This is a genomic window from Chryseobacterium nakagawai, from assembly GCF_900637665.1.
GTDB lineage: Bacteria > Bacteroidota > Bacteroidia > Flavobacteriales > Weeksellaceae > Chryseobacterium > Chryseobacterium nakagawai.
The window spans coordinates 2,676,062-2,696,588 of sequence record NZ_LR134386.1 but is presented as its reverse complement, the minus strand read 5'-3'; the positions used below and the strand labels follow the sequence as shown (position 1 = coordinate 2,696,588).

At 36.9% G+C, this 20,527-nt stretch carries 15 protein-coding genes; 7 read left to right on the top strand and 8 right to left on the bottom strand.

Annotated elements, in window-relative coordinates:
- The first annotated feature begins 2 nt into the window (after positions 1–2).
- On the top strand, positions 3–515 hold the full coding sequence (locus tag EL260_RS12200) for a hypothetical protein (protein WP_123855613.1): 513 nt from the start codon (positions 3–5) through the stop codon (positions 513–515).
- A gap of 230 nt (positions 516–745) precedes the next feature.
- On the opposite strand, the gene EL260_RS12195 is transcribed toward EL260_RS12200, so the two are convergent.
- Together EL260_RS12195 and EL260_RS12190 are read right to left on the bottom strand one after the other, a co-directional pair.
- Entirely contained in the window at positions 746–2,020 is a 1,275-nt protein-coding gene (locus tag EL260_RS12195) for a hypothetical protein (RefSeq protein ID WP_123855612.1), read from the bottom strand.
- A 257-nt stretch (positions 2,021–2,277) separates the two neighbouring features.
- A complete protein-coding gene (locus EL260_RS12190; RefSeq protein WP_123855611.1) occupies positions 2,278–2,835 on the bottom strand; it encodes a DNA-3-methyladenine glycosylase I in 558 nt (185 codons plus the stop codon).
- A gap of 138 nt (positions 2,836–2,973) precedes the next feature.
- On the opposite strand from EL260_RS12190, the gene EL260_RS12185 reads away from it, so the two are divergent.
- Both EL260_RS12185 and EL260_RS12180 read left to right on the top strand, forming a co-directional pair.
- Entirely contained in the window at positions 2,974–3,273 is a 300-nt protein-coding gene (locus EL260_RS12185) for a hypothetical protein (protein WP_123855610.1), read from the top strand.
- Between the two features lie 120 nt (positions 3,274–3,393).
- Complete coding sequence (locus EL260_RS12180; protein ID WP_045496151.1) at positions 3,394–4,203, top strand: enoyl-ACP reductase FabI; 810 nt, start codon at positions 3,394–3,396, stop codon at positions 4,201–4,203.
- Between the two features lie 80 nt (positions 4,204–4,283).
- Here the strand turns inward: EL260_RS12180 and EL260_RS12175 are convergent, their stop codons facing one another.
- The 6 genes from EL260_RS12175 to EL260_RS12150 all read right to left on the bottom strand — a co-directional run bounded on the left by EL260_RS12175 (position 4,284) and on the right by EL260_RS12150 (position 14,787).
- Positions 4,284–5,723: a glycoside hydrolase family 30 protein gene (locus tag EL260_RS12175; protein WP_123855609.1), complete on the bottom strand. Its 1,440-nt coding sequence runs from the start codon at positions 5,721–5,723 to the stop codon at positions 4,284–4,286.
- Between the two features lie 37 nt (positions 5,724–5,760).
- On the bottom strand, positions 5,761–6,570 hold the full coding sequence (locus EL260_RS12170) for a glycoside hydrolase family 16 protein (RefSeq protein WP_123855608.1): 810 nt from the start codon (positions 6,568–6,570) through the stop codon (positions 5,761–5,763).
- 76 nt (positions 6,571–6,646) lie between these two features.
- On the bottom strand, positions 6,647–8,869 hold the full coding sequence (bglX, locus tag EL260_RS12165) for a beta-glucosidase BglX (RefSeq protein ID WP_123855607.1): 2,223 nt from the start codon (positions 8,867–8,869) through the stop codon (positions 6,647–6,649).
- A 10-nt stretch (positions 8,870–8,879) separates the two neighbouring features.
- Entirely contained in the window at positions 8,880–10,304 is a 1,425-nt protein-coding gene (locus EL260_RS12160; protein WP_123855606.1) for a glycoside hydrolase family 30 protein, read from the bottom strand.
- Between the two features lie 2 nt (positions 10,305–10,306).
- Positions 10,307–11,860 (bottom strand): RagB/SusD family nutrient uptake outer membrane protein, encoded by a 1,554-nt coding sequence (locus EL260_RS12155; protein ID WP_123855605.1) that lies wholly within the window; start codon positions 11,858–11,860, stop codon positions 10,307–10,309.
- 11 nt (positions 11,861–11,871) lie between these two features.
- Positions 11,872–14,787: a SusC/RagA family TonB-linked outer membrane protein gene (locus EL260_RS12150; RefSeq protein WP_123855604.1), complete on the bottom strand. Its 2,916-nt coding sequence runs from the start codon at positions 14,785–14,787 to the stop codon at positions 11,872–11,874.
- Between the two features lie 178 nt (positions 14,788–14,965).
- Here EL260_RS12150 and EL260_RS12145 point away from each other — a divergent pair, with 178 nt between their 5' ends.
- From EL260_RS12145 to EL260_RS12130, 4 genes are all read left to right on the top strand, one after another.
- Positions 14,966–16,159: an MFS transporter gene (locus EL260_RS12145; protein WP_126367215.1), complete on the top strand. Its 1,194-nt coding sequence runs from the start codon at positions 14,966–14,968 to the stop codon at positions 16,157–16,159.
- A 16-nt stretch (positions 16,160–16,175) separates the two neighbouring features.
- Entirely contained in the window at positions 16,176–16,964 is a 789-nt protein-coding gene (locus tag EL260_RS12140) for an NUDIX hydrolase (protein ID WP_123860522.1), read from the top strand.
- A gap of 128 nt (positions 16,965–17,092) precedes the next feature.
- Positions 17,093–18,271 (top strand): acyl-CoA dehydrogenase family protein, encoded by a 1,179-nt coding sequence (locus EL260_RS12135; protein ID WP_123860521.1) that lies wholly within the window; start codon positions 17,093–17,095, stop codon positions 18,269–18,271.
- Between the two features lie 160 nt (positions 18,272–18,431).
- Positions 18,432–20,387 carry a T9SS type A sorting domain-containing protein gene (locus EL260_RS12130; protein WP_123860520.1) on the top strand — a complete coding sequence of 652 codons (1,956 nt, stop codon included), beginning with the start codon at positions 18,432–18,434 and terminating at the stop codon, positions 20,385–20,387.
- Positions 20,388–20,527 lie beyond the last annotated feature (140 nt).

The window sequence follows — 20,527 nt, the reverse complement described above, 5'->3', positions numbered from 1 at the left end:
TTATGGGACAGGACATCACTTGCTTGATCACCGATCAACCTCTTGAATTGGATAAAGACATTGTTCATTTTAAGATCAGAGATGTCCTGTTTGTTCCTTTCGACATTATGGGCTCTTCTATTTCCTGGTTGATTGAAGATGCTTACCAATATGAAACAGCGCAAGATCTATTTAGCTATTTCAAGCAATATCAACCTGATGATCTGATCTCATGGGATATGGATGAAAAACACACCGTTTTAGATATCATAAAACTCATTGAAGATCATGATATCAGGAATTTCATCATTGAACACACTGCAGATTTTGCCAGCATGCCAATGGATGATTATTTTCTGGCCATACTGGATGGTAAAATCATAAAAGATTCCATTGTTTTTGATGAAAATGATTTTTCTAAAAAGAACTACGCTAATATTGAAAAATACCGCGAAAAAATTGGACTTAATTTCAACTGGATAGGAATGGATAAATTTCACGCCTATAGTTTTGCGGAAAAGGAATATTTTAGATAAATAATGGAATAGTGTATACTGATTCTATTAAATAAAATCCTCCGAAGATTATTCCCGGAGGATTTCTTATAGGTTTGGGCTAATGTCAATGGATTTTTTTGATAGGTTAAACGGGCTCAAGCTTGTTTCTATTGAATCATATTATTATACCTAATAATTAAAAAGAAAAGACCTCCAAAATTGGAGGTCTTTAACACCATATCAACTATAATAAAAATTTATTATCAAATTTAAAACTCATTAATCATCACATAAAAATGACTTGAGTAGAGACTGTTTGCACTTCCTGAGATATTGGTAAGATTAATTACAATACTCGAAGTGGAAGTCATTCTTGGATTAGAAATCGAAAATGTTGAATTCCCTGCAAAGTCTCCGGCTGGAGAGACCACTACAACTGCTCTTGTTGAACCTGGCTGAAACCCTGATGGAACAGCAATTTCCAGTGTAGCAGATTTTCCCGGAGGCATATTATTAATGGAAACGCCAGGCCATACTTCAAAACTGATTTGGTTTTTCTGTACACTCCCCTTTTCTCCAAGTTTATACTGTCCGTTTACATCTAATCTTGCAGAAGTATTCGGAGCCCCCGTGCCAATGCCTACATTTGCATTATTATTCCCCAACACTATAGCATTGGCCTGTGAGGTAGTTGCTCCATATCCTATCGCAGTTGAAAATTGTCCCAAAGCATTTGCTTCTGATCCTACTGCTGTAGAGTTTTCTTTATTGGTAACCGCATTATATCCTAAAGCAGTTTCGCTGTTTGTATTTGTTTTTGCATTATATCCCACAGCAATAGACTGAAAACCTCCTGCTGAGGCATTATTACCAATCGCTGTGGATTCATTTTTACTGGTTTGGGCATTGTACCCAATAGCTGTTGACTTAAAAGCACCTGCTGTTGATTTATTTCCTATAGCCAATGCATCATTTGCCGTAACTGCAGCTGCACTACCAATAGAAATCCCCTGAAATGCAGAACTTGAACTTCCGATAGCAATTCCGTTCTGGCCAGCATTTGCCCCCAATCCAAAACTTACAGAATTATCTATACCTAGCCTTCCCGCTGTGGCAGCATTTACTTTAAAGATCAGGTCATCCATTGTTTTTGTTCCTAATGATAAAGCTGTATTAGCACCACTATATGTTCCTACATTCTCTCCTATTGTGTTCCATCCAGTACCATCATTCCCTTTATTAGTGCTGGCAGACGTTGAAATTTTATTCCATTTGGAAGCAAACCAATAATAAAATCCAGCTTCTGTTAATCCAGCCTTTCCATTGTTCCATACAATAAGGCCATCTGCGGGAGAAGGAACTGTAGCAACATCCGTATCTGAGGTCAAGGCAATACTTGGAAGAAGTACTCCTTTATCTTTAGCACTTACATGAAGCATAGCAGAAGTATCCGGACTTGATAGCCCAATCCCAATCTGAGCATATGTAAAAAGCGTAAAGAGTAAAAAGAGAAGACTAAATCTTAATTTATAATTTCTTTGCATCACCTATGTTTTTGAGGATGCAAATATACAAACTTTTTAATAAACTACCACTTTTATTGTAAATATAATAATTTAAAACACATTAATGTGACTAAAACTAAAAATACTCACATTTATTTGAAAAAAAGCTAATTAACAATAGTTTAAATACCTCTTTATTTATTGCTATTTGGTGAATTAAATACTTATACATCTCAAAACCAACTATTATACAATTACCATAAAACATCACTAAAAATTGAATAAAACACAACACATTATTTTCTAATAAAGCAAGTTTCAATATGATCATTTACCATCCCTGTGGCTTGCATGTGAGCATAAATAACCGTTGAACCCACAAATTTAAATCCTCTTTTTTTCAGATCTTTGGAAATCATATCAGAAATTTCAGTGGTTGCAGGGATATCCGCTAAAGCTTTTGGGGTATTATCAATGGGACTTCCCCCAATAAATCCCCAGATATATTTTGAAAAACTTCCAAATTCTTTCTGAACCTCTATCAATTTTTGGGCATTGATGATTGTCGCTAATATTTTAAGTCTGTTTCTAATAATTCCTGAATTATTCATCAACTCTTCTATTTTCTTTTCAGAATAATCAGCGATTTTATGATAATCAAAATGATCAAATGCTTTTCTGAAATTTTCTCTTTTAGAAAGGATGGTATACCAGCTCAAACCTGCCTGAAAACTTTCGAGAATAAGGAATTCAAAAATAGTTTCATCATCGTAAACGGGCTTTCCCCACTCTTCATCATGGTATTTCCTGTAGAGATCATCTTTTTCACACCACCCACAACGGATTTTTTCCATAATTATCAAATTTTGTAGGATAAAGGTAAGGTTGATTTATAAAAATATAACAAAAGATTATGAAAAGTTTAACAAAGCCATCTGATTTTAGGAATGGTTATTGTTTATTCAATACTACCAAACCAAATTTATACTATTATGAACAATTCAGATTATAACAAAGCGGAAAATGCAGTAAACAATGTAGAAAATTCTTTACAGAATGCATCGGACAAAGCCAAATGGAAAATCAATGAATTGGCAGACAGAGCCAAAGACTATATTAATGAAAAAAGAAATAATGACGAAGAAGCCAAACAGGAAGACTGGTTGGACAGGGTAAAAGCTAATGTATCCGATGCATGGGAAGATATTAAGGATAAAGCAGATGAAGCGTGGGAAAAAACAAAAGATGCAGCAGAGGATGTGAAGGCAGAATGGAATAAGAAAACGAATTAAAATTTCAGTCATATAAATATTTTCAAGAAAATGGGGTCTTATAATTGATAAGGCTCCATTTTTATTATGTCATAACCACAATTATTGCTACATTTGTATTTCAATAAACATTAAAAAATTATGTCATACGGTTTACTTAAAGGCAAAAAGGGAATTATATTTGGAGCCCTTAATGAACAATCTATCGCATGGAAAGTTGCTGAGAGATGTCATGAGGAAGGCGCAGAATTCATCTTATCTAATGCTCCTATCGCTTTGAGAATGGGAGAACTTAATGGTTTAGCTGAAAAAACAGGTTCTGAAGTGATTGCTGCAGATGCTACTTCTATAGAAGATCTTGAGAAACTTTTTGATGCTGCTGTTGCAAAATTTGGTAAAATCGACTTTATCCTTCATTCCATCGGAATGTCTATCAATGTAAGAAAAGGAAAACATTATACAGAAATGAACTACGATTGGTTAGAAAAAGGCTGGGATATTTCAGCAGTATCTTTCCATAAAGTAATGCGTGTGGCTTGGGAAAAAGACTGTATGAATGAATGGGGAAGCATCCTGGCTCTTACTTATATTGCAGCTCAAAGAACATTCCCGGACTACAACGATATGTCTGATAACAAAGCTTATCTGGAAAGTATCGCAAGAACTTTCGGAAATTACTGGGGCGAAAGAAAAGTACGTGTTAACACGGTTTCTCAGTCTCCAACAATGACCACTGCAGGTAGCGGTGTGAAAGGTTTCGGAGGATTCCTTGGCTACGCTGAAGACATGTCTCCACTAGGAAATGCTACAGCTCTTGAATGTGCAGACTATTGTGTAACTTTATTCTCTGATCTTACTAAAAAAGTAACGATGCAGAATCTTTTCCATGATGGAGGATTCAGCAGTTCAGGGGTTACTCAGAAAGTGATTGGTAAATATGATGCTGAATAATAGCATTTAATATACGATAAAACAGAATCGGCGGCCTCTACGAGGCCGCCGATTCTGTTTAAAATAATGTTAATATGATATTATAAAATTACGGTCTGTATAGAGTGTGCCGGGGCATTTAGCTTAGCTGCCATCCCTTCAATCCAAAGATTTGTTTCGATATCATTATCGGAGTCGTTCATAATCACAGTAACCAGCTGACCGTTTTCATTCATAAAAGCAGAAGATGTCAATGCCGCTCTGTTGGAAGATGAGCCTATCCTTTGAGCATTAGGTTTGATGTATTTTGAAACGTGTCCGATGTAGTAATACTCATAAGTATAAAATACCTCTCCTGTTTTCGTATCGGCAATGATAGGAGCAAAACAAAAATTTCCTTTATGGTTGGGGCCTCCGGTTTCATCCAGAAGAATATTCCAGTCTGTCCATAAAGCATTTCCTTTATTAAAATCGTTCAGCATATTTTTGCTGTACAGTTCACCAAGGCTTACATCGTAAATCCTGTCCATAGCAAACTGTTCTTTACAGCCTTCCGTGAAAGCAAGGAACTTATCCGGAAAAGCTCTGTGGGTTTCTGCGAGGTTATCAAATAGCTGAGTTTTATTATTCCATGTTTCATACCAATGATAGCCGATTCCATGAGCATACTTTGAAGTTTCAGGATCACCAAGTGTGGTAGTTGCTCTTTGATAAATCAGATCTCTGTTGTGATCCCAGATCATTACCTTTTTATCTTTATACCCGTTTTTCCAAAGGGTTGGGCCAAGATTATTCTTCAGAAACTCCCCTTCTTCTTCGGCAGTATAAATACATGATTCCCAGGATTGGGTCGCCATAGGTTCATTCTGAACGGTTAAGCCCCAAACATTAATTCCTCTTTTTTCATATTCTTTAATGAATTTAATATAATAATCTGCCCAGGTCTGATAATATTGGTTTTCCAATCTGCCTCCTTTGTATAAACTTTTATTGGACTTCATCCAGGCCGGTGGGCTCCATGGGGAGAAATAAAATGTAAAATTATTTCCGATTGCCTTCTGAGCTTCCTTAATCATTGGAATTTTATACTTTTCGTCATGAGCAAGGTTGAATGTTTTCAAAGAAGTATCGTTATCTTCTACATAGGTATAGGAATCGCTGGAGAAGTCACAGGAGTTCATATTGGTACGTACAACGGTATATCCCAATCCGTTTTTTCCAAAATAAGCTTCCAGAATTTCTTTTTGCTTGTTCTTTGGCATTTTGTAGAATGTTTCTGCGGACGCATCCGTAATAGCCCCTCCAATTCCGATCAGCTTTTGATATTTAAAACCAGGAGCTACAAAAATACAGGCTTCCGTTTCCTTGGGCTGTCCGAACTGCTCAAATTTTACGGAACCTTTATCTACCATTCTTTCATTCACTTTAGAGTTGGTAACAATGACCTTAGCTGTTTTTCCTTCATGCTTTTTCCAATAATTCTGGGCATTGACATTGATGGCAACCCCGATTACAAAACAACTTACAATTAGTTTTCTCATGATTTTTTTGTTTGTGGACCGTATGTCCTCTTTTTCATTATTTATTTTGATAGACTCTTACATAGTCTATATAATACTTTTGTGGAAAGATAGTGTCATCTATACCCTCTTTTCCGCCCCAGAAACCGCCTACTGCCAGATTTAAAATAATAAAATAAGGCTGGTCAAAAGGCCATGCTTCATAGGTTTTTTCTTTATTTTCATACGTGAAAATTTTTTGATCATCAATGTAAACATTAATTTTTTCCGGGGTCCAATCTGCTTTATACACATGGAATTTTTCGTTTACATCTTTTACCATCAAAGTATCTGTCTTCTGAGTTCCCAGAATATGATTGTATTTTTTAGTATGCACCGAAGCATGGATGTATCCTGGATTAAATCCTACATGTTCCATAATGTCAAGTTCACCATCATCCGGCCATTTCTTCATATTTTCACTCATCATCCAAATCGCCGGCCACGTTCCCCGGCCCTTCGGAAGCTTTGCACGCACTTCTATCGTTCCATATTGAAAAGAAAATTTTCCTTTGGTTAAAAGTCTGGCAGAAGTGTATGTATTCTTTTCCCAATTTTCTTTTTTAGCTTCAATAACAAGGTTTCCATTTTCCATACGGGCATTTTCCAGTCTGTTTTTGGTATAAAACTGAGCTTCATCATTTCCATAGCCATCACCACCCACATCGTAGTTCCATTTTAGTGAATCCGGAAGGCCTTTTCCGTTAAATTCATCACTCCAGATCAGTTTTCTCCCGGAATCTGCTTTGTTGGAAGCACAATTTAATGCAAATAAGGCTAATATTCCTGCTGCACAAAATTGAATGGTATTTCGAAATTTAATATTCATATTGTTAGGTTTTGCTAAAGCCTCTTTATTTCTTTAGTTTATTGTGACCAGGACAAAGACCGATCTTACTAAATATTTATTTCATCCAATTAATTCTTTTGGTTTGTACATTCTGAGAATTGGTTCCGATCATTATGTCGAAATCACCGCTTTCCCAATCGAAGTTCAGATCTTCATCAAAAAATTTCAGATCATCCGGAGTTAATGTAAATTCTACTTTTTTAGCTTCTCCTTTTTTGATGAATACTTTTTTAAATCCTTTTAATTCTTTTACAGGTCTTACTACTTTCCCAAAAAGATCTCGTATATATAACTGTACCACTTCCTCACCATCATATTTCCCGGTATTGGAAACTGTAACATTTATGGTTAATATCTGATTTCCTTTCAGGTTTTCAGAACTCAAAACCATATCGGAATAGGCAAAATTTGTATAGCTTAACCCAAATCCAAACGGAAATTTCGGATCGTTGTCAAGATCAATATACGCTGAAACATAATTTCTGTCCGTATTATTTTTTGCAGGTCTTCCCGTATTATAGTGATTATAATACACTGGAATCTGCCCTTCAGCTCTCGGGAAAGTCATAGGAAGCTTTCCACCCGGATTTACGGTTCCAAAAAGAATATCGGCAATAGAATTTCCCGCTTCTGTTCCCAGCCACCAGGTATAAACAATAGCTGGAATATGGTCTGCCGCCCAGTTGAAAATCAAAGGTCTTCCTGCATTAATCATGAGCACAATTGGTTTTCCTGTTTTGGCAATTTCTTTCAACAAATCTTCCTGTACTCCGGAAAAGCCAATAGTACTTCGGCTTTTTGCTTCACCACTCATCGCATGTCCCTCTCCTAAAGTCATAATTACCACATCTGCTTTTCTGGCGGTCTCTATTGCTTCTGCAAACATCGTTTTGTCCTGATCATCTACATTACAGCCTTTTGAATATAATAAGGTAGAGTTTTTATCGAGTTGATTTCTAATTCCATCAAACTGTGAAACAATTCGTTGGGTATCATCTTTAAATGCTATAGACCAAAACCCATGATTGGCTACGATTTCCTTTCCAAACGGACCAATCAAAGCCACTGTTTTTGCTGTTTTTGAAAGCGGAAGGATATTGTCCTTATTTTTAAGGAGAACGATACTTTTAGACCCGAATTCCCTTCCGAATTTTCTATTTTCCTGGTTATTAGTTTGTTCTTTTTGTCTTTTTTCATTACTGAATCGGTAAGGATCGTCGAAAAGCCCCATCTCGAATTTTTTGGCTAAAATTCTTCCTGTGGCATCATCTACTAATTTAGGATCAACTTTTCCTTCTTTAACAAGTTTCGGGAGTTCTGCCATATATACCCTGCTTTCCATATCCATATCACTGCCTCCCTGAATTGCTTTTTCAGCGGCTTCAGCACCATCTTTTGCATATCCGTGAGGAATCATCTCCCCAATACTGCCCCAGTCCGAAACCACAAAACCTTTATAATTCCATTTTCCTTTTAGTAAATTCCTTTGGATATATTGATTGGCAGTAGCTGGAATTCCATTGATATCATTGAAAGAGTTCATAAACGTAGCCACTCCTGCTTCGGCAGCAGCTTTGAAGGGTGGAAGATAAGTTTCATTCAGTTGCCTAAGGCTCATGTCAACAGAATTATAATCTCTGCCGCCTACCGCTGCACCATAGGCTGCAAAATGTTTTGCACAAGCCATAACCGCATCAAGATTTCCTAATCCTTTCCCCTGAAATCCTTTAATTCTTGCCAATCCGATTTGAGTTCCCAGATAAGTATCTTCTCCTGAACCTTCCATCACTCTTCCCCACCTAGGGTCTCTGGCAATATCTACCATCGGGGCAAAAGTCCAGTGAATACCATAAGCAGAGGCTTCTGTAGCGGCAATTCTTTCTGATTTTTCTATCATTCCCAGATCCCAACTTGCAGCCTGCCCGATATTAACAGGAAAAGTAGTTCTGTATCCATGAATAACATCTTGTCCGAACAATAATGGAATCTTCAATCGTGATTGCATGGCCAGTTTCTGAAATGCTCTGGTTTCTTCTGCTCCGGCAACATTCAGCATAGAGCCCACTTTTCCCTTTTTTATTTCTTCTAACACTGCAGCTGAATTAGAATGCTGAGGCCCTGTGGCATATTCAAATCCACTATATTGCACCATCTGCCCTACTTTTTCTTCCAGTGTCATTTTAGACAAAAGCTCTGCGACTTTCTGATCTGTTGTTTTCTGTCCGTAGACATTCATTCCAAATGCTGAGAATGCCAGTAAGAAATAAACTCTTTTCATACTTATTCGGTTAAAAAATATAAGTTGCGGCAGATTGCCCAGGAATGTTTACTGTAGCGATCTTTCCGGCAAATTTAATATTAAAATTTTCAATTTCTTTATTATCGTTCTGAACAATCAGCACCGTTTTTCCGATTGGAGTTTTGAATGCTGCAGTCGATAAATATTTTGTCTGGGTTGAAGCAATACGTTGAGATCCCGCAGGTACAAATTTAGAGGCGTGTGCTACAATATAATAGGCAACATTCCTGGTAAGATTCTCACTGTTTGCAATGGTTATTGCCCCTTTACATTCCGTACACCCACCGTCTGTATGGGGACCATATTTTGAATCATTAGCTAGGTTCCATTCCAGAGCTATTCTGCTCCAGTTTCTCATGGATCCGATAATTACATTCTTCATGTGCCAGTTCAGGTCTTCATTGAAAGTTCCTTTTGAACCTGTCCACTGCTCAGTAAAATAGAGATTCTTATCCGGGAAGGCATTATGTACTGTACTTAATGCTGAAATATCACCTTCATATAAATGAAAAGCGGAACCGTCAATATATTGATAGGCTTCAGGATCTTTTAAAATATCAAGAGCATACTCAAGTTTGTTACAATTATGATCGTATACAACAATCTTCGTTCTAACATTGTTTGCTTTAAAAACAGGTCCTAAATGCCCCTTAATAAAATCTCTCTGTTTTTCTGATGGCATATACAAACTCGGATTATTTCCCGGATGTAAAGGCTCATTCTGAGGAGTGATGGCATCAATAGTAATTCCTTCATTATGCATTCCCTGAATATACTTTACAAAGTAGCGGGCATACGTTTCATAAAATTCAGGTTTTAAACTCCCTCCTTTTGTCTTTCCGTTATCTTTCATCCAAACCGGGGCTGACCACGGAGCTGCAATAATTTTAATCTTAGGATTGATCGCTAAAATTTCCTTCAACATCGCAATCAGAGCTTTATCTTTTACTAAACTGAATTTGGAAAGAGAAACATCAGTCTGCCCTTCCGGAAGATCATCGTAGGAAAAAACTTCCCCATCAAGATCTGAAGCTCCAATGCTTACTCTCAGATAGCTAATGGAAATAGAATTTTTATCGTTTCCAAAAAGTTCATTCAACAGATCCTTTCTTTTCGCTGGAGATAAACGGTTAATCACCTCAACACTCCCTCCTGTCAATGTATATCCGAAACCATCAACATATTGAAACTTTTGGGTATCATCAATTTCAATATTCTGAAGGCTATTAGATGTATTTACAAATCTGATGGGGGTCTGAAACTGTAACCTTACACTTTCATCTCCTTTAGTAAGCCAGTAATTCACTTCATTTCCTTTATTCTGAGTAACTGAGGTACACGATAAAGGAAAAAGTACCACACCGCAAAGCAGTGCAGTACCTTTAAAGAAACTATATAAGTTGTGAAACTCCATATTTAATATCCCGGATTTTGGTGCAACGCTGTATTCGGCAATTCATTAAACGGAATGGGTAAAATTTCATTTTTACCAGCTTTAAATCCTTTGAACGCAAGCTTTATAGGAGCATCACCCCATCTTACAAGATCAAACCATCGGTGTCCTTCACCGGCAAGTTCTCTCCTTCTTTCATCTTTTATTGCCTGCATAGAAACCGGAACCGAACTTAATCCTACCCTTGCTCTTACCGCATCCAATAAAGCCTGAGCTCTCGCTCCTGATCCTCCCAAAGCCTCTGCCTCCATAAGATAGGTGTCAGCTAATCTTATGGCTACATAATTTTGTCTGAAGTTGAGTTCCGCTGCTCCGGGAAGTGAACTTTTCAAATCATTGGTAGGTAAATATTTATTTAAAAAATATCCGGTATCCGAAAATGCAGGGCTATAAGTAACCTTATCCTCTGCTAACAACGGTTTCATATTAAAAATAGTTGCATTCATTCGCGGGTCATCCTGCATAAAATTATACAGGTCTTCAGTCACTGTATTAAATGCCCACCCCGGATATAAATCAGGAGCATCATTATCTTTAATCTTTTTGTTAATGGAGTAAGAACGGGGTCCCAGCATTGCATTGATAGAGTTTCCTTCATCTTTTCCCTGTCCCCAGAAGCCCCAGTCAGAATTCCCTTTGTTGGTATGCATAACTTCCAGAATAGATTCCGTTGAAAACTTATAAGGATCTACCGTTTCTGGTCCTACTTTAAATAAATCTCCATAATTTGCTACCAATTTGTATCCATATTGGCTGGTACCTCCCGGTGTACCGTTCACCTGTTCAAATTGTGCTGCGGCTTCCGGCATTTTCTTATCATAAAGATAGATCTTTCCTAATATTGCTCTGGCTGTTCCCTGTGTAATTCTTCCTCTATCATTACCTGTAGCTATTAACATAAGATCAGGAAGTGCAGCAACGATATCGTTTTCTATCTGCGTATAGACTTCGCCTGGTTTTGCCTGTGGAATGTTCCAATAATCATCATCAAATTTTACACTCTTAAGAACCAAAGGAATATTTCCAAACATCCTTACCAATTCAAAGTAATATAAAGACCTTAAAACCTTTGCTTCGGCACTGTATCTTTTTTTGAGGCCTTCATCCATATTCGCTCCGGACACTCTCTCCATTAAAAGATTGGCACGTGCTATACCCTGATAATAATCTCTCCAATAGCTTGCAGGCATTGTATTAGGGTTTAGTGAATAATTATTGATTCCCTGAATACCTGCCCCGTCATTAGAATTTCCACCTCCGGAATAAAAATCATCAGATCCGGCATTAAAAAAGGTAACTGTATTCTCAAATCCCCCGGAATATTTTCTTAAAATATCATATACAGAAACCAGTGCACTAAATGACTGTCTCTCATTCTGAAAATAAGTCTCCGTTTTAAAAGCTCCTGAATTCTGTACCTCATCCAGATAAGAACCACTACAAGCAATATTGCTAAAGCTCAGACCTGCCAAAAAAGTTACAGCAAGCCCTTTATATATAAAACTTTTATTTTTCATGTTATTACGTATTAAAATTGAATGTTTGCCCCCAGTAAGAATGTTCTTGCCTGTGGATAGTAAGCTCTGTCAACTCCGATAATATCTTGTTCAGAGTTATTTCTTCCTGCAATTTCCGGATCATATCCAGTATATTTTGTAAAAGTGAAAAGGTTTTCTCCGGTGATATATAATCTCACTTTACTCATTCCAAATCGGCTCGTAACGTCCTGAGGAAGTGTATACCCCAACTGAATAATTTTTATACGTACATAATCTCCTTTCTGAAGGTAATAGTTAGACATCCATGAATAATTATGGTTAGGATCATCTCTGGTAACTCTCGGATTTGTATTGGTAGAACCCTCTCCTGTCCATCGGTCTAAAATCTTTGTCTGATAATTCGCATCAAGAATATCCAGTCTTCTTAACCCCTGGAAAATTTTGTTGCCAGCTTGCCCTTGAGCAAATATCATGAAATCAAAGTTTTTATAATTCATATTAACGGTAAGTCCAAAGGTGTATTTTGGGATAGAACTTCCTAAATTCATTTTGTCTTCCTCATCAATTTTACCATCGCCGTTATTATCCTGCCAGATAAAATCTCCTGGTTTAGCATTAGGCAACAGCTTACCACCACTAGCATTTACATAGGCATCAATTTGCGCCTGATTTTGAAACACACCACTGTAGGTCTGTCCGTAAAAAGACCCGTAAGGCTGCCCTACCGCGACTCTTGATACAGCTCCCATCGTCTGGAAAGAAGCAAGATTGAAATAATCAATATCATTCTCTAATCGCAAAACTTTGTTTTTGATTGTTGCAAAATTTCCGTTTACAGATATACTGAAGTCTTCCCAATTCTTTTTGTATCCCAATTCGAGTTCCAATCCTGAGTTTTCCATATCCCCTACGTTTGACCAAGGTAAATTAGGAACCCCTACATAACCGGGAATGTTGATCTGTCTTAAAATATCAGTTGTTTTCTTCTTATACCAATCTGCGGTAAGAGTGAAATTATTGAATAGCTTAAGGTCTGCGGCAATATTCAGCTGGCTGGTTTGTTCCCATTTCAGATTTGGGTTTTCCAATGTACTCGGAGCATATCCTATAATGATATTATTCCCTGAATTGGTATAGTTACTTCCTGAAACCATAAAACTTGCAAATCTGAAGTTCTCCATTTCGTCATTTCCTAAAACACCATATCCTCCTCTTAGTTTCAAACTATTAATCACCTTATTTTCTGGCCAGAAGTCTTCTTTATGCGCATTCCATCCTAAAGACATAGACGGGAAAGTTCCCCAATGCTGGTTGGTGGCAAATTTTGAAGAACCGTCTCTACGAATGGTTCCTGTAAATAAATACTTATCAGCATAATCATAAATAATTCTACCAAAATAAGAAGCTTTACGGGTTTGAATCCCATCCCATCCTTTAGCTGTAATATCATCCTGAGGAATATCAAAGTTAAAAGAAGCATCCTGCCAGCTATCAATAGGTAAATTACTGTAAGTTAAGCTGGCCCCACCTGATACATTATATCGATATACTCCTTGTCCTATCAAAATGCTTAAGTTGTGATCCCCAAATTTATTCTGATAGGTTAATGTATTTTCCATGCTCCATTCAAACTTATTTTCATCCACTTTGTTCAGACTGTTGAAACCTGTATTTCTGTAGTTGGGACTTAAATAATATTTAGGAGTAAAGGTGCGGCTTCCCCAATACGATTTTTTACCATTTAAACTTGACTTGAAGGTAAAATGGTCAAGAAACTTAAGCTCAGCAAAAACATTTCCTACAAAATCATCAGACCAGTTGTAATTGCCCTGCTGAATGGAACGAAAAGCTCTTGGATTTGTCATTTCATTGTTTACATACCGCGAAATCCCGTACGGATTGCCATTGGGATCACGAATGATATAAGGATCTGTGTACCCGCTTGGATCTACCTTCGACCAATCTGTAACCACTTCCGGTGTAATTGGATCCAGGTTAACCGCCGAAGCTAAAGGTCCTCCATATTCTTCATTGGCACTTACACCCTGAGATTTGGTATGGGTATAAGCAAAGGTTTGCCCTAACGTTAAGTAGTCTGTAACCTTGTGAGTGGAATTGAATCTGGCATTGATTCTTTTATAGTAGGATATATCAGTCATTACAATACCCGTCTGATCAAAATATCCAAACGATGTATAATAGCTTGATTTATCATTACCTCCAGTGATACTTATCTCATGAGAGGATTTTTCTCCTGTCCCAAAAATAGTATCCTGCCAGTTTGTACCTTTTCCAAATGATTCAGGATTAGCAAATCTAGGAGTACCTCCATCATTTACAAAACCTTCATTAATAATTTTTGCATACTGAGTGGCATCCAGAAGGTCCAATTTTTTAGACGCATTTGAGAACCCATAAAATCCATTATAAGAAAGTACCAGTTTCCCTTTTTTCCCTTTTTTTGTGGTAACCAGAATTACCCCTTTTGCAGCAGAAACTCCATAGATTGCGGATGATGCCCCGTCTTTCAACACTTCAATACTTTCTATGTCAGACTGGTTAAGCCACCCGATATTATCCACTACAATACCATCTACTACCCATAACGGACTATTACTTCCGGCTCCAAAACTGGTAATACCACGGACTCGAACCGTTGCTGCAGCACCCGGCTGCCCGGAATTGGTAACAACAGAAACCCCTGCAGCCCTTCCCTGCAATACCTGTTCCGGCTTACCGGTTGGGATGTTTTCTATGTCACTCGCTTTAATACTTGCGATAGCTCCGGTGACGTTAGACTTCTTCTGAGTTCCGTAACCAATGACTACAATCTCATCTATTTTATTCTCTTTAGAAAGCGTGTCCTTTTTTGTTTGGCCACTGAAGTTAGCCGTAAAATAGAGGACGGCAATCACTCCTAAATTTCTCGATATTCTTACATTCATATACAGCTATTTGTTTTAATTCTCAAATTGAGACAATAAAAATATATTTTTTTTCAATTAATTAACATTATATTAATAAATATTTTGAAATTTCGTTTATTATTGAGGGCTAAAAGCCATATCTTCGCATCAATTATTCACAAAAAGCTATAAAAATTCAATAAAGTTAACTCCCGAAATGACCGCTAAGCTTTCTAAAATTTCTCTCCCGTTAAAACTTACCTTCCTTATTTTCTCTATGGTGCTAAACTGTATGGGACTTATTATTCTTCAGCTTGCAGATACCAAGATCACCTATGGAGAGCTCGGATTTTTGGAATCTTTTAAAGATCTTCCTATTGCATTTATCTCTCTGTTTGCCGTAAGCCTTATCAATAAAACAGGATCAAAAAGAGCATTGATTGCTGCTTTGGCTATCGTAGGATTCTGTTCTTGCCTGCTTCCTTTTATAGAAGAATTTTGGTTTTATAAAGTATGGTTTGCTATTATCGGAGCTTGTTTCGCAATTGGGAAAATATGTGTATTCGGAATCATCAGAAATAATATTTCTGATGAAAAATCTTTAGCCAAAACGATGAACAGTGTAGAAGCTTCCTTTATGATAGGGATCTTTGCAGTAAATACAGGTTTTGGATGGCTCATCTCTAGCCAGTATTCTGAATTCTGGAGATTTGGATTTCTGTTGATTGCCGCCTTATCGGCTGTAACCATATTCCTACTTTCTAAAGCAGAAATAACGGAATCTAAGCCATCGGAAAGTAAAAGTATTTTTGTTGAATTATCAGGATTCACAACCCCTGTGGTTGCTTTATTTCTTGCCGTGATCTTCTTTATTGTTTTTGTAGAACAAGGATTCAATTCGTGGCTTCCCTCTTTTTATAAGAACCATCTGAAAGTGAATTCATTTTTTGCACTTCAGGCTACCTCCTTTCTATCCCTTTTCTCCTATGCAGGAAGAACCGTTACTGCTAATATTATCCGTAGATTTTCACTATCAAAATATTATATTACATGCATATCCCTTATTATTGCTCTATTGCTTGTAATTTTAGGAATTCAGTATTTTGATTCTGAAGATTCTAGAATGATTCTCTTTCTATTTCCAGTGATAGGATTATTTCTGTCACCACTCTATCCTGTTGTCAATTCAAAAATGATTGCTTTAGTAGATAAGGAAAAGATCAATCTATTTACTTCTCTTATTGTTATTTTCTCTTCTCTGGGAAGTTCAGTGAGCTCTATTATTATGGCTATACTCTTTGGAAAGCAGCTATTAAACTTTTATCCATTATATATTTTATGCTCTGTAATTCTTCTTTTTGTGATTAGTTTGATATATTTTAACGTCTCAAAAAGAAAATATAGAAAATAGTTTTATTTTTACAACCATGAAAATCAAAGACACAAAAAGTAAAGAAACACTTCAGGAACTGATCGACACCAAGGATTTCGTTGCTCATATTTCTGTAGACTGTACGATATTCGGATTTCACAATAACATTCTGAAAGTATTGTTATTGAAGTATCACGATCTGGATCTGTGGTCACTCCCAGGTGGTTTTGTTTTCAATGATGAGGATCTTAGGGAAGCTGCGGAGCGGGTTTTGTACGAGCGAACCCATCTTAAAGGTTTGTTTTTAAAACAATTCCATACATTTGGAAGGATTGATCGTACAGAAAATAATGTTCACCAAATCCTCCTTAGAAATAAAGGGATAGAAGTGCCGGAAGATCACTGGATCTTTCAAAGATTTATTACAGTAGGCTATTGCAGTCTTATCGATTTTTCATTGACCAATACTTTTCCGGATGCCTTTAATGAAAGCTGTGAATGGTTTGAAGTGAACAATCTTCCCAAGATGGCTTTCGACCACGACAGAATCATAGAAACCGGGCTGGAATACCTTAGAATGAATATCAATACCGAAGTAGCAGCCAGTAACCTTCTTCCTGAAAAATTTACCATGAAGGATCTTCAGGCTCTTTATGAAACTATTTTAGGGCAGAAATTCAGAAGAAATAATTTCCAGCGAAAAATATTAAGTCTCAATATTCTTGACAGATTAGAAAAACTATACGACGGTTCTGCTAATAAAGCTCCGTACCTCTATAAATTTAAAACTGAGGTACACAATGCCACTAATCAGTACCCTATCTCCAATGATGAGGAAACTTAAAATGTTAATTTTATCCCTTAAACAGGAAAAAACAGCATTATCTCTTTGAAAACCAGTCTTTAGATAAGTTTTCAAAAAAATTTCTCAAACACCACGAAAAATGTTATTTTTAACAAAATCAAAAAATCATGTCATATTATCCTCTTACAAGCATCCCTGATTATTATGGAATTGATGCTTTACTTACTGAAGAACACAAACTGATCCGCCAATCTATCAGAGATTGGGTTGAAAGTTTTGTAATGCCGCAGATAGATCAGGCAGCTCAAAATCATACAGATCTTCCCGGTCTTATGAGAGAACTAGGAAAAATAGGAGCATTAGGTCCATATATTCCGGTTGAGTATGGTGGTTCCGGATTAGATCAGATATCTTATGGTCTTATTATGCAGGAGTTGGAAAGAGGAGATTCTGCAGTTCGTTCTGCAGCTTCTGTACAGAGTTCTTTGGTTATGTTTCCCATTAATGAGTTCGGTTCTGAAGAGCAAAAGAAAAAATATCTTCCAAAGCTTGCTTCGGGAGAAATGATTGGTTCTTTTGGATTAACTGAGCCTAACCATGGTTCTGATCCGAGTTCTATGGAAACTTATATCAAAGATATGGGCGATCATTATCTTTTGAATGGGGCTAAAATGTGGATCACGAATTCTCCTCTTTGCGACATTGCAGTGGTATGGGCAAAGAATGAGGAAGGAAAAATACAGGGAGTAATCGTTGAAAGAGGAATGGAAGGATTCACTACTCCGGAAACACACAATAAATGGAGTTTAAGAGCTTCAAAAACCGGAGAATTGGTATTCAATGACGTAAAAGTTCCTAAAGAAAACCTACTTCCGGGAGTGACAGGGCTAAAAGGTCCTTTATCTTGTCTGAACTCTGCCAGATACGGAATTTCATGGGGAGTAATCGGAGCAGCTATTGACTGCTACTGTACAGCTGTTCAGTATTCTAAAGAGAGAAAGCAGTTTGGTAAGCCTATCGGTTCTTACCAGCTTCAACAGAAAAAATTAGCTGAATTCTTAACTGAGATTACAAAAGCCCAGTTACTATGTCTTCAATTAGGAAACCTTAAAAATGAACACAAGGCAACTCCAGCACAAATTTCAATGGCTAAACGTAACAACGTAAAAGTGGCGATTGACATTGCAAGAGAATCAAGACAGATTCTGGGAGGAATGGGTATCATGGGGGAATTCCCGATGATGAGACATGCTGCCAATCTGGAGTCTGTTATTACTTATGAAGGAACTCATGACGTTCATTTGTTAATCACCGGTTTAGATATTACAGGTATCAACGCTTTCTAAGAAAAGTAAAATATAAAACTGAGAGTCTGGTCTTTGGATCAGGCTCTTTTATTTTACTCACTTTCCGGAGAATTTAATATTCAATGAATAATTGTTATTGTCCGAATATTTTTGTGAATTTATTGAAGTTATTACCTTAACACTATTAAAAAATCACTATATGAAGAAAATAACAACTTTTTTAATAGGACTTACAGCTCCATTCTACTTTGCTCAACAGGCAGGAGACCTTGTAAGCGCCGAACAGAAACTGGATTTAACGCCGCAGGGAGTTATTAATTTTATTGCCAATAATCTTGGTGAACAAAATGCCCCGGATTTTGTAAATTATCTGAATGGGTTTAATGTGGGTTTAAAAGGATATAAAATAACCTATTATACCAAAAATGAAAACAATATTCTTGTAAAAGCAACAGGTCTGCTGATGTATCCTAATGTCAATATGAAACTTTCCACCGTAGTTTCCGACCACGGAACTACTGATAGCAGGCATAATGTTCCTTCCAATTTTAAAGGAACCCTGACAGCCGGATTTGTTGTAGAGCTTTCTTATGTTCTCAACGGCTACATTTTAATGGCTCCCGATTATGTAGGAATGGGTGACGGAGATGGTGTACATCCTTATGTAGATTATGCTACTGAAGCGGGTGCTACGATTGATTTTGTTACTGCAGCTAATAAAGCACTGGCCCAATTGGGAGTAAAACGCTATGATGAATATTTCTTAGCAGGCTATTCACAAGGGGCTCATGCAGCAATGTCTACTCTAAAAAGGCTGAACGTTTCCAATCCCGGCAACCTGAAATTTAAGTATGCTTATATGGGAGACGGACCTTACGACATGTCGGAAACCACTTTAAAGAAAGGTGTTTTAGAAAAAGATATTTATCCGTTTAGTTCCTTCCTGGCCAATGTTCTTCACAGCTGTAACAATACAGGATATAAAACATATACTAATGATATTTCGGAAGTTATTTCCGCAGAATATCTTGACAAATACAATTATCATGTTGTTCAGGACAACGGAGGTCTGCTGTGGGGACCGTTTCTATGGAGAAAAATGTTCACAACCAATTTTGTGAATGATGTGACCAATAATCCCAATCATACATTCAGACAATGTCTGAAACCTAAAGATGTATACGACTGGTATAATAAAACTCCTATGACGCTAGGCCATTCTACAGTAGATTTAGCCATTCCACCTGAAAATACTTCCAAAACTATTGATGTACAACGTGGTTATTATGCATGGTGGGATCTGAATAAATATAAACTGGACTCTTTCTACTGGGGACCTATCGGGCATGTAGGAGGTATTGTTCCATTTGTTCTGGCTTCTAATGCCAAATTCAACACCTTAAGAAGCGGCGGTCTTTTTAATCAATGGGCTGTAGTGGGCTCTATTTTTGGAAAACAGTCAACAGCATCTTCATCAGAAACGCCTACTCTATTTTCCTCCCAGATAAAACCTGACCTCGGAAATATGCAGTTGATTGAAGTTACTGATTTCAATACAGAAAATGCTGGCAGCAGATCAGCAAATGATCGTAGCTTAACCACTCTAAAAGATGGTGTATATCTGTTAAAAGTATCGGAAAACCATAAGGATAAAATGCTTCCATACATCAAGAATAGTCCTAAAGAAGTGGCTGAAAGTGAAGTTGTACAATCGGAAAACAATTCAGTTTTAAAATTAAAGATTGATGAGAACGAACTTTCAGCGGTTCATATTTTTGATGAAAACAAAAATCTGGTTCAAACGATTTCCAAAGATCAGTATCAGGAAAACAATGGCATCAGCTTACAAGATCTGGATGCACAGAAATATACATTCGAAATAGTGACCTCCTATTATAATCTGCAGTTCAATAAAAATATTGGAAGTAACAAACTGGAAAACCGTACAGATATCTTTGCTCAGAACAAACAGATCAGAGCCAGAGCTAATAATAATATTAAAAATATCAGCATATACAGTATCTCAGGAACTTTACTCCTTCAGCAGGAAGTGAATTCGCAGCAATTCGAATCAAAAAATATGGAACAGGGAGTTTATGTAGTACAAATGACTCTTTCCAATGGAAAAACAATCAATAAAAAAGTTAAACTATAGCATCAATCCTTTTTATATATCATTTTCAAGTTAATTTTGGCACTCCAGCAATGGAGTGCTTTTTTGATCAACCAACTATTTTATTGACAATAATTTATCTCCCACAGATTACACGAATTTCCAAGACGTTTACGATAATT

Bases quoted from the DNA above. Each gene is read 5' to 3' on its own strand.
- EL260_RS12200 (WP_123855613.1), top strand. From the start codon at position 3: ATGGGACAGGACATCACTTGCTTGATCACCGATCAACCTCTTGAATTG.
- EL260_RS12195 (WP_123855612.1), bottom strand. From the start codon at position 2,020: ATGCAAAGAAATTATAAATTAAGATTTAGTCTTCTCTTTTTACTCTTT.
- EL260_RS12190 (WP_123855611.1), bottom strand. From the start codon at position 2,835: ATGGAAAAAATCCGTTGTGGGTGGTGTGAAAAAGATGATCTCTACAGG.
- EL260_RS12185 (WP_123855610.1), top strand. From the start codon at position 2,974: ATGAACAATTCAGATTATAACAAAGCGGAAAATGCAGTAAACAATGTA.
- EL260_RS12180 (WP_045496151.1), top strand. From the start codon at position 3,394: ATGTCATACGGTTTACTTAAAGGCAAAAAGGGAATTATATTTGGAGCC.
- EL260_RS12175 (WP_123855609.1), bottom strand. From the start codon at position 5,723: ATGAGAAAACTAATTGTAAGTTGTTTTGTAATCGGGGTTGCCATCAAT.
- EL260_RS12170 (WP_123855608.1), bottom strand. From the start codon at position 6,570: ATGAATATTAAATTTCGAAATACCATTCAATTTTGTGCAGCAGGAATA.
- bglX (WP_123855607.1), bottom strand. From the start codon at position 8,869: ATGAAAAGAGTTTATTTCTTACTGGCATTCTCAGCATTTGGAATGAAT.
- EL260_RS12160 (WP_123855606.1), bottom strand. From the start codon at position 10,304: ATGGAGTTTCACAACTTATATAGTTTCTTTAAAGGTACTGCACTGCTT.
- EL260_RS12155 (WP_123855605.1), bottom strand. From the start codon at position 11,860: ATGAAAAATAAAAGTTTTATATATAAAGGGCTTGCTGTAACTTTTTTG.
- EL260_RS12150 (WP_123855604.1), bottom strand. From the start codon at position 14,787: ATGAATGTAAGAATATCGAGAAATTTAGGAGTGATTGCCGTCCTCTAT.
- EL260_RS12145 (WP_126367215.1), top strand. From the start codon at position 14,966: ATGACCGCTAAGCTTTCTAAAATTTCTCTCCCGTTAAAACTTACCTTC.
- EL260_RS12140 (WP_123860522.1), top strand. From the start codon at position 16,176: ATGAAAATCAAAGACACAAAAAGTAAAGAAACACTTCAGGAACTGATC.
- EL260_RS12135 (WP_123860521.1), top strand. From the start codon at position 17,093: ATGTCATATTATCCTCTTACAAGCATCCCTGATTATTATGGAATTGAT.
- EL260_RS12130 (WP_123860520.1), top strand. From the start codon at position 18,432: ATGAAGAAAATAACAACTTTTTTAATAGGACTTACAGCTCCATTCTAC.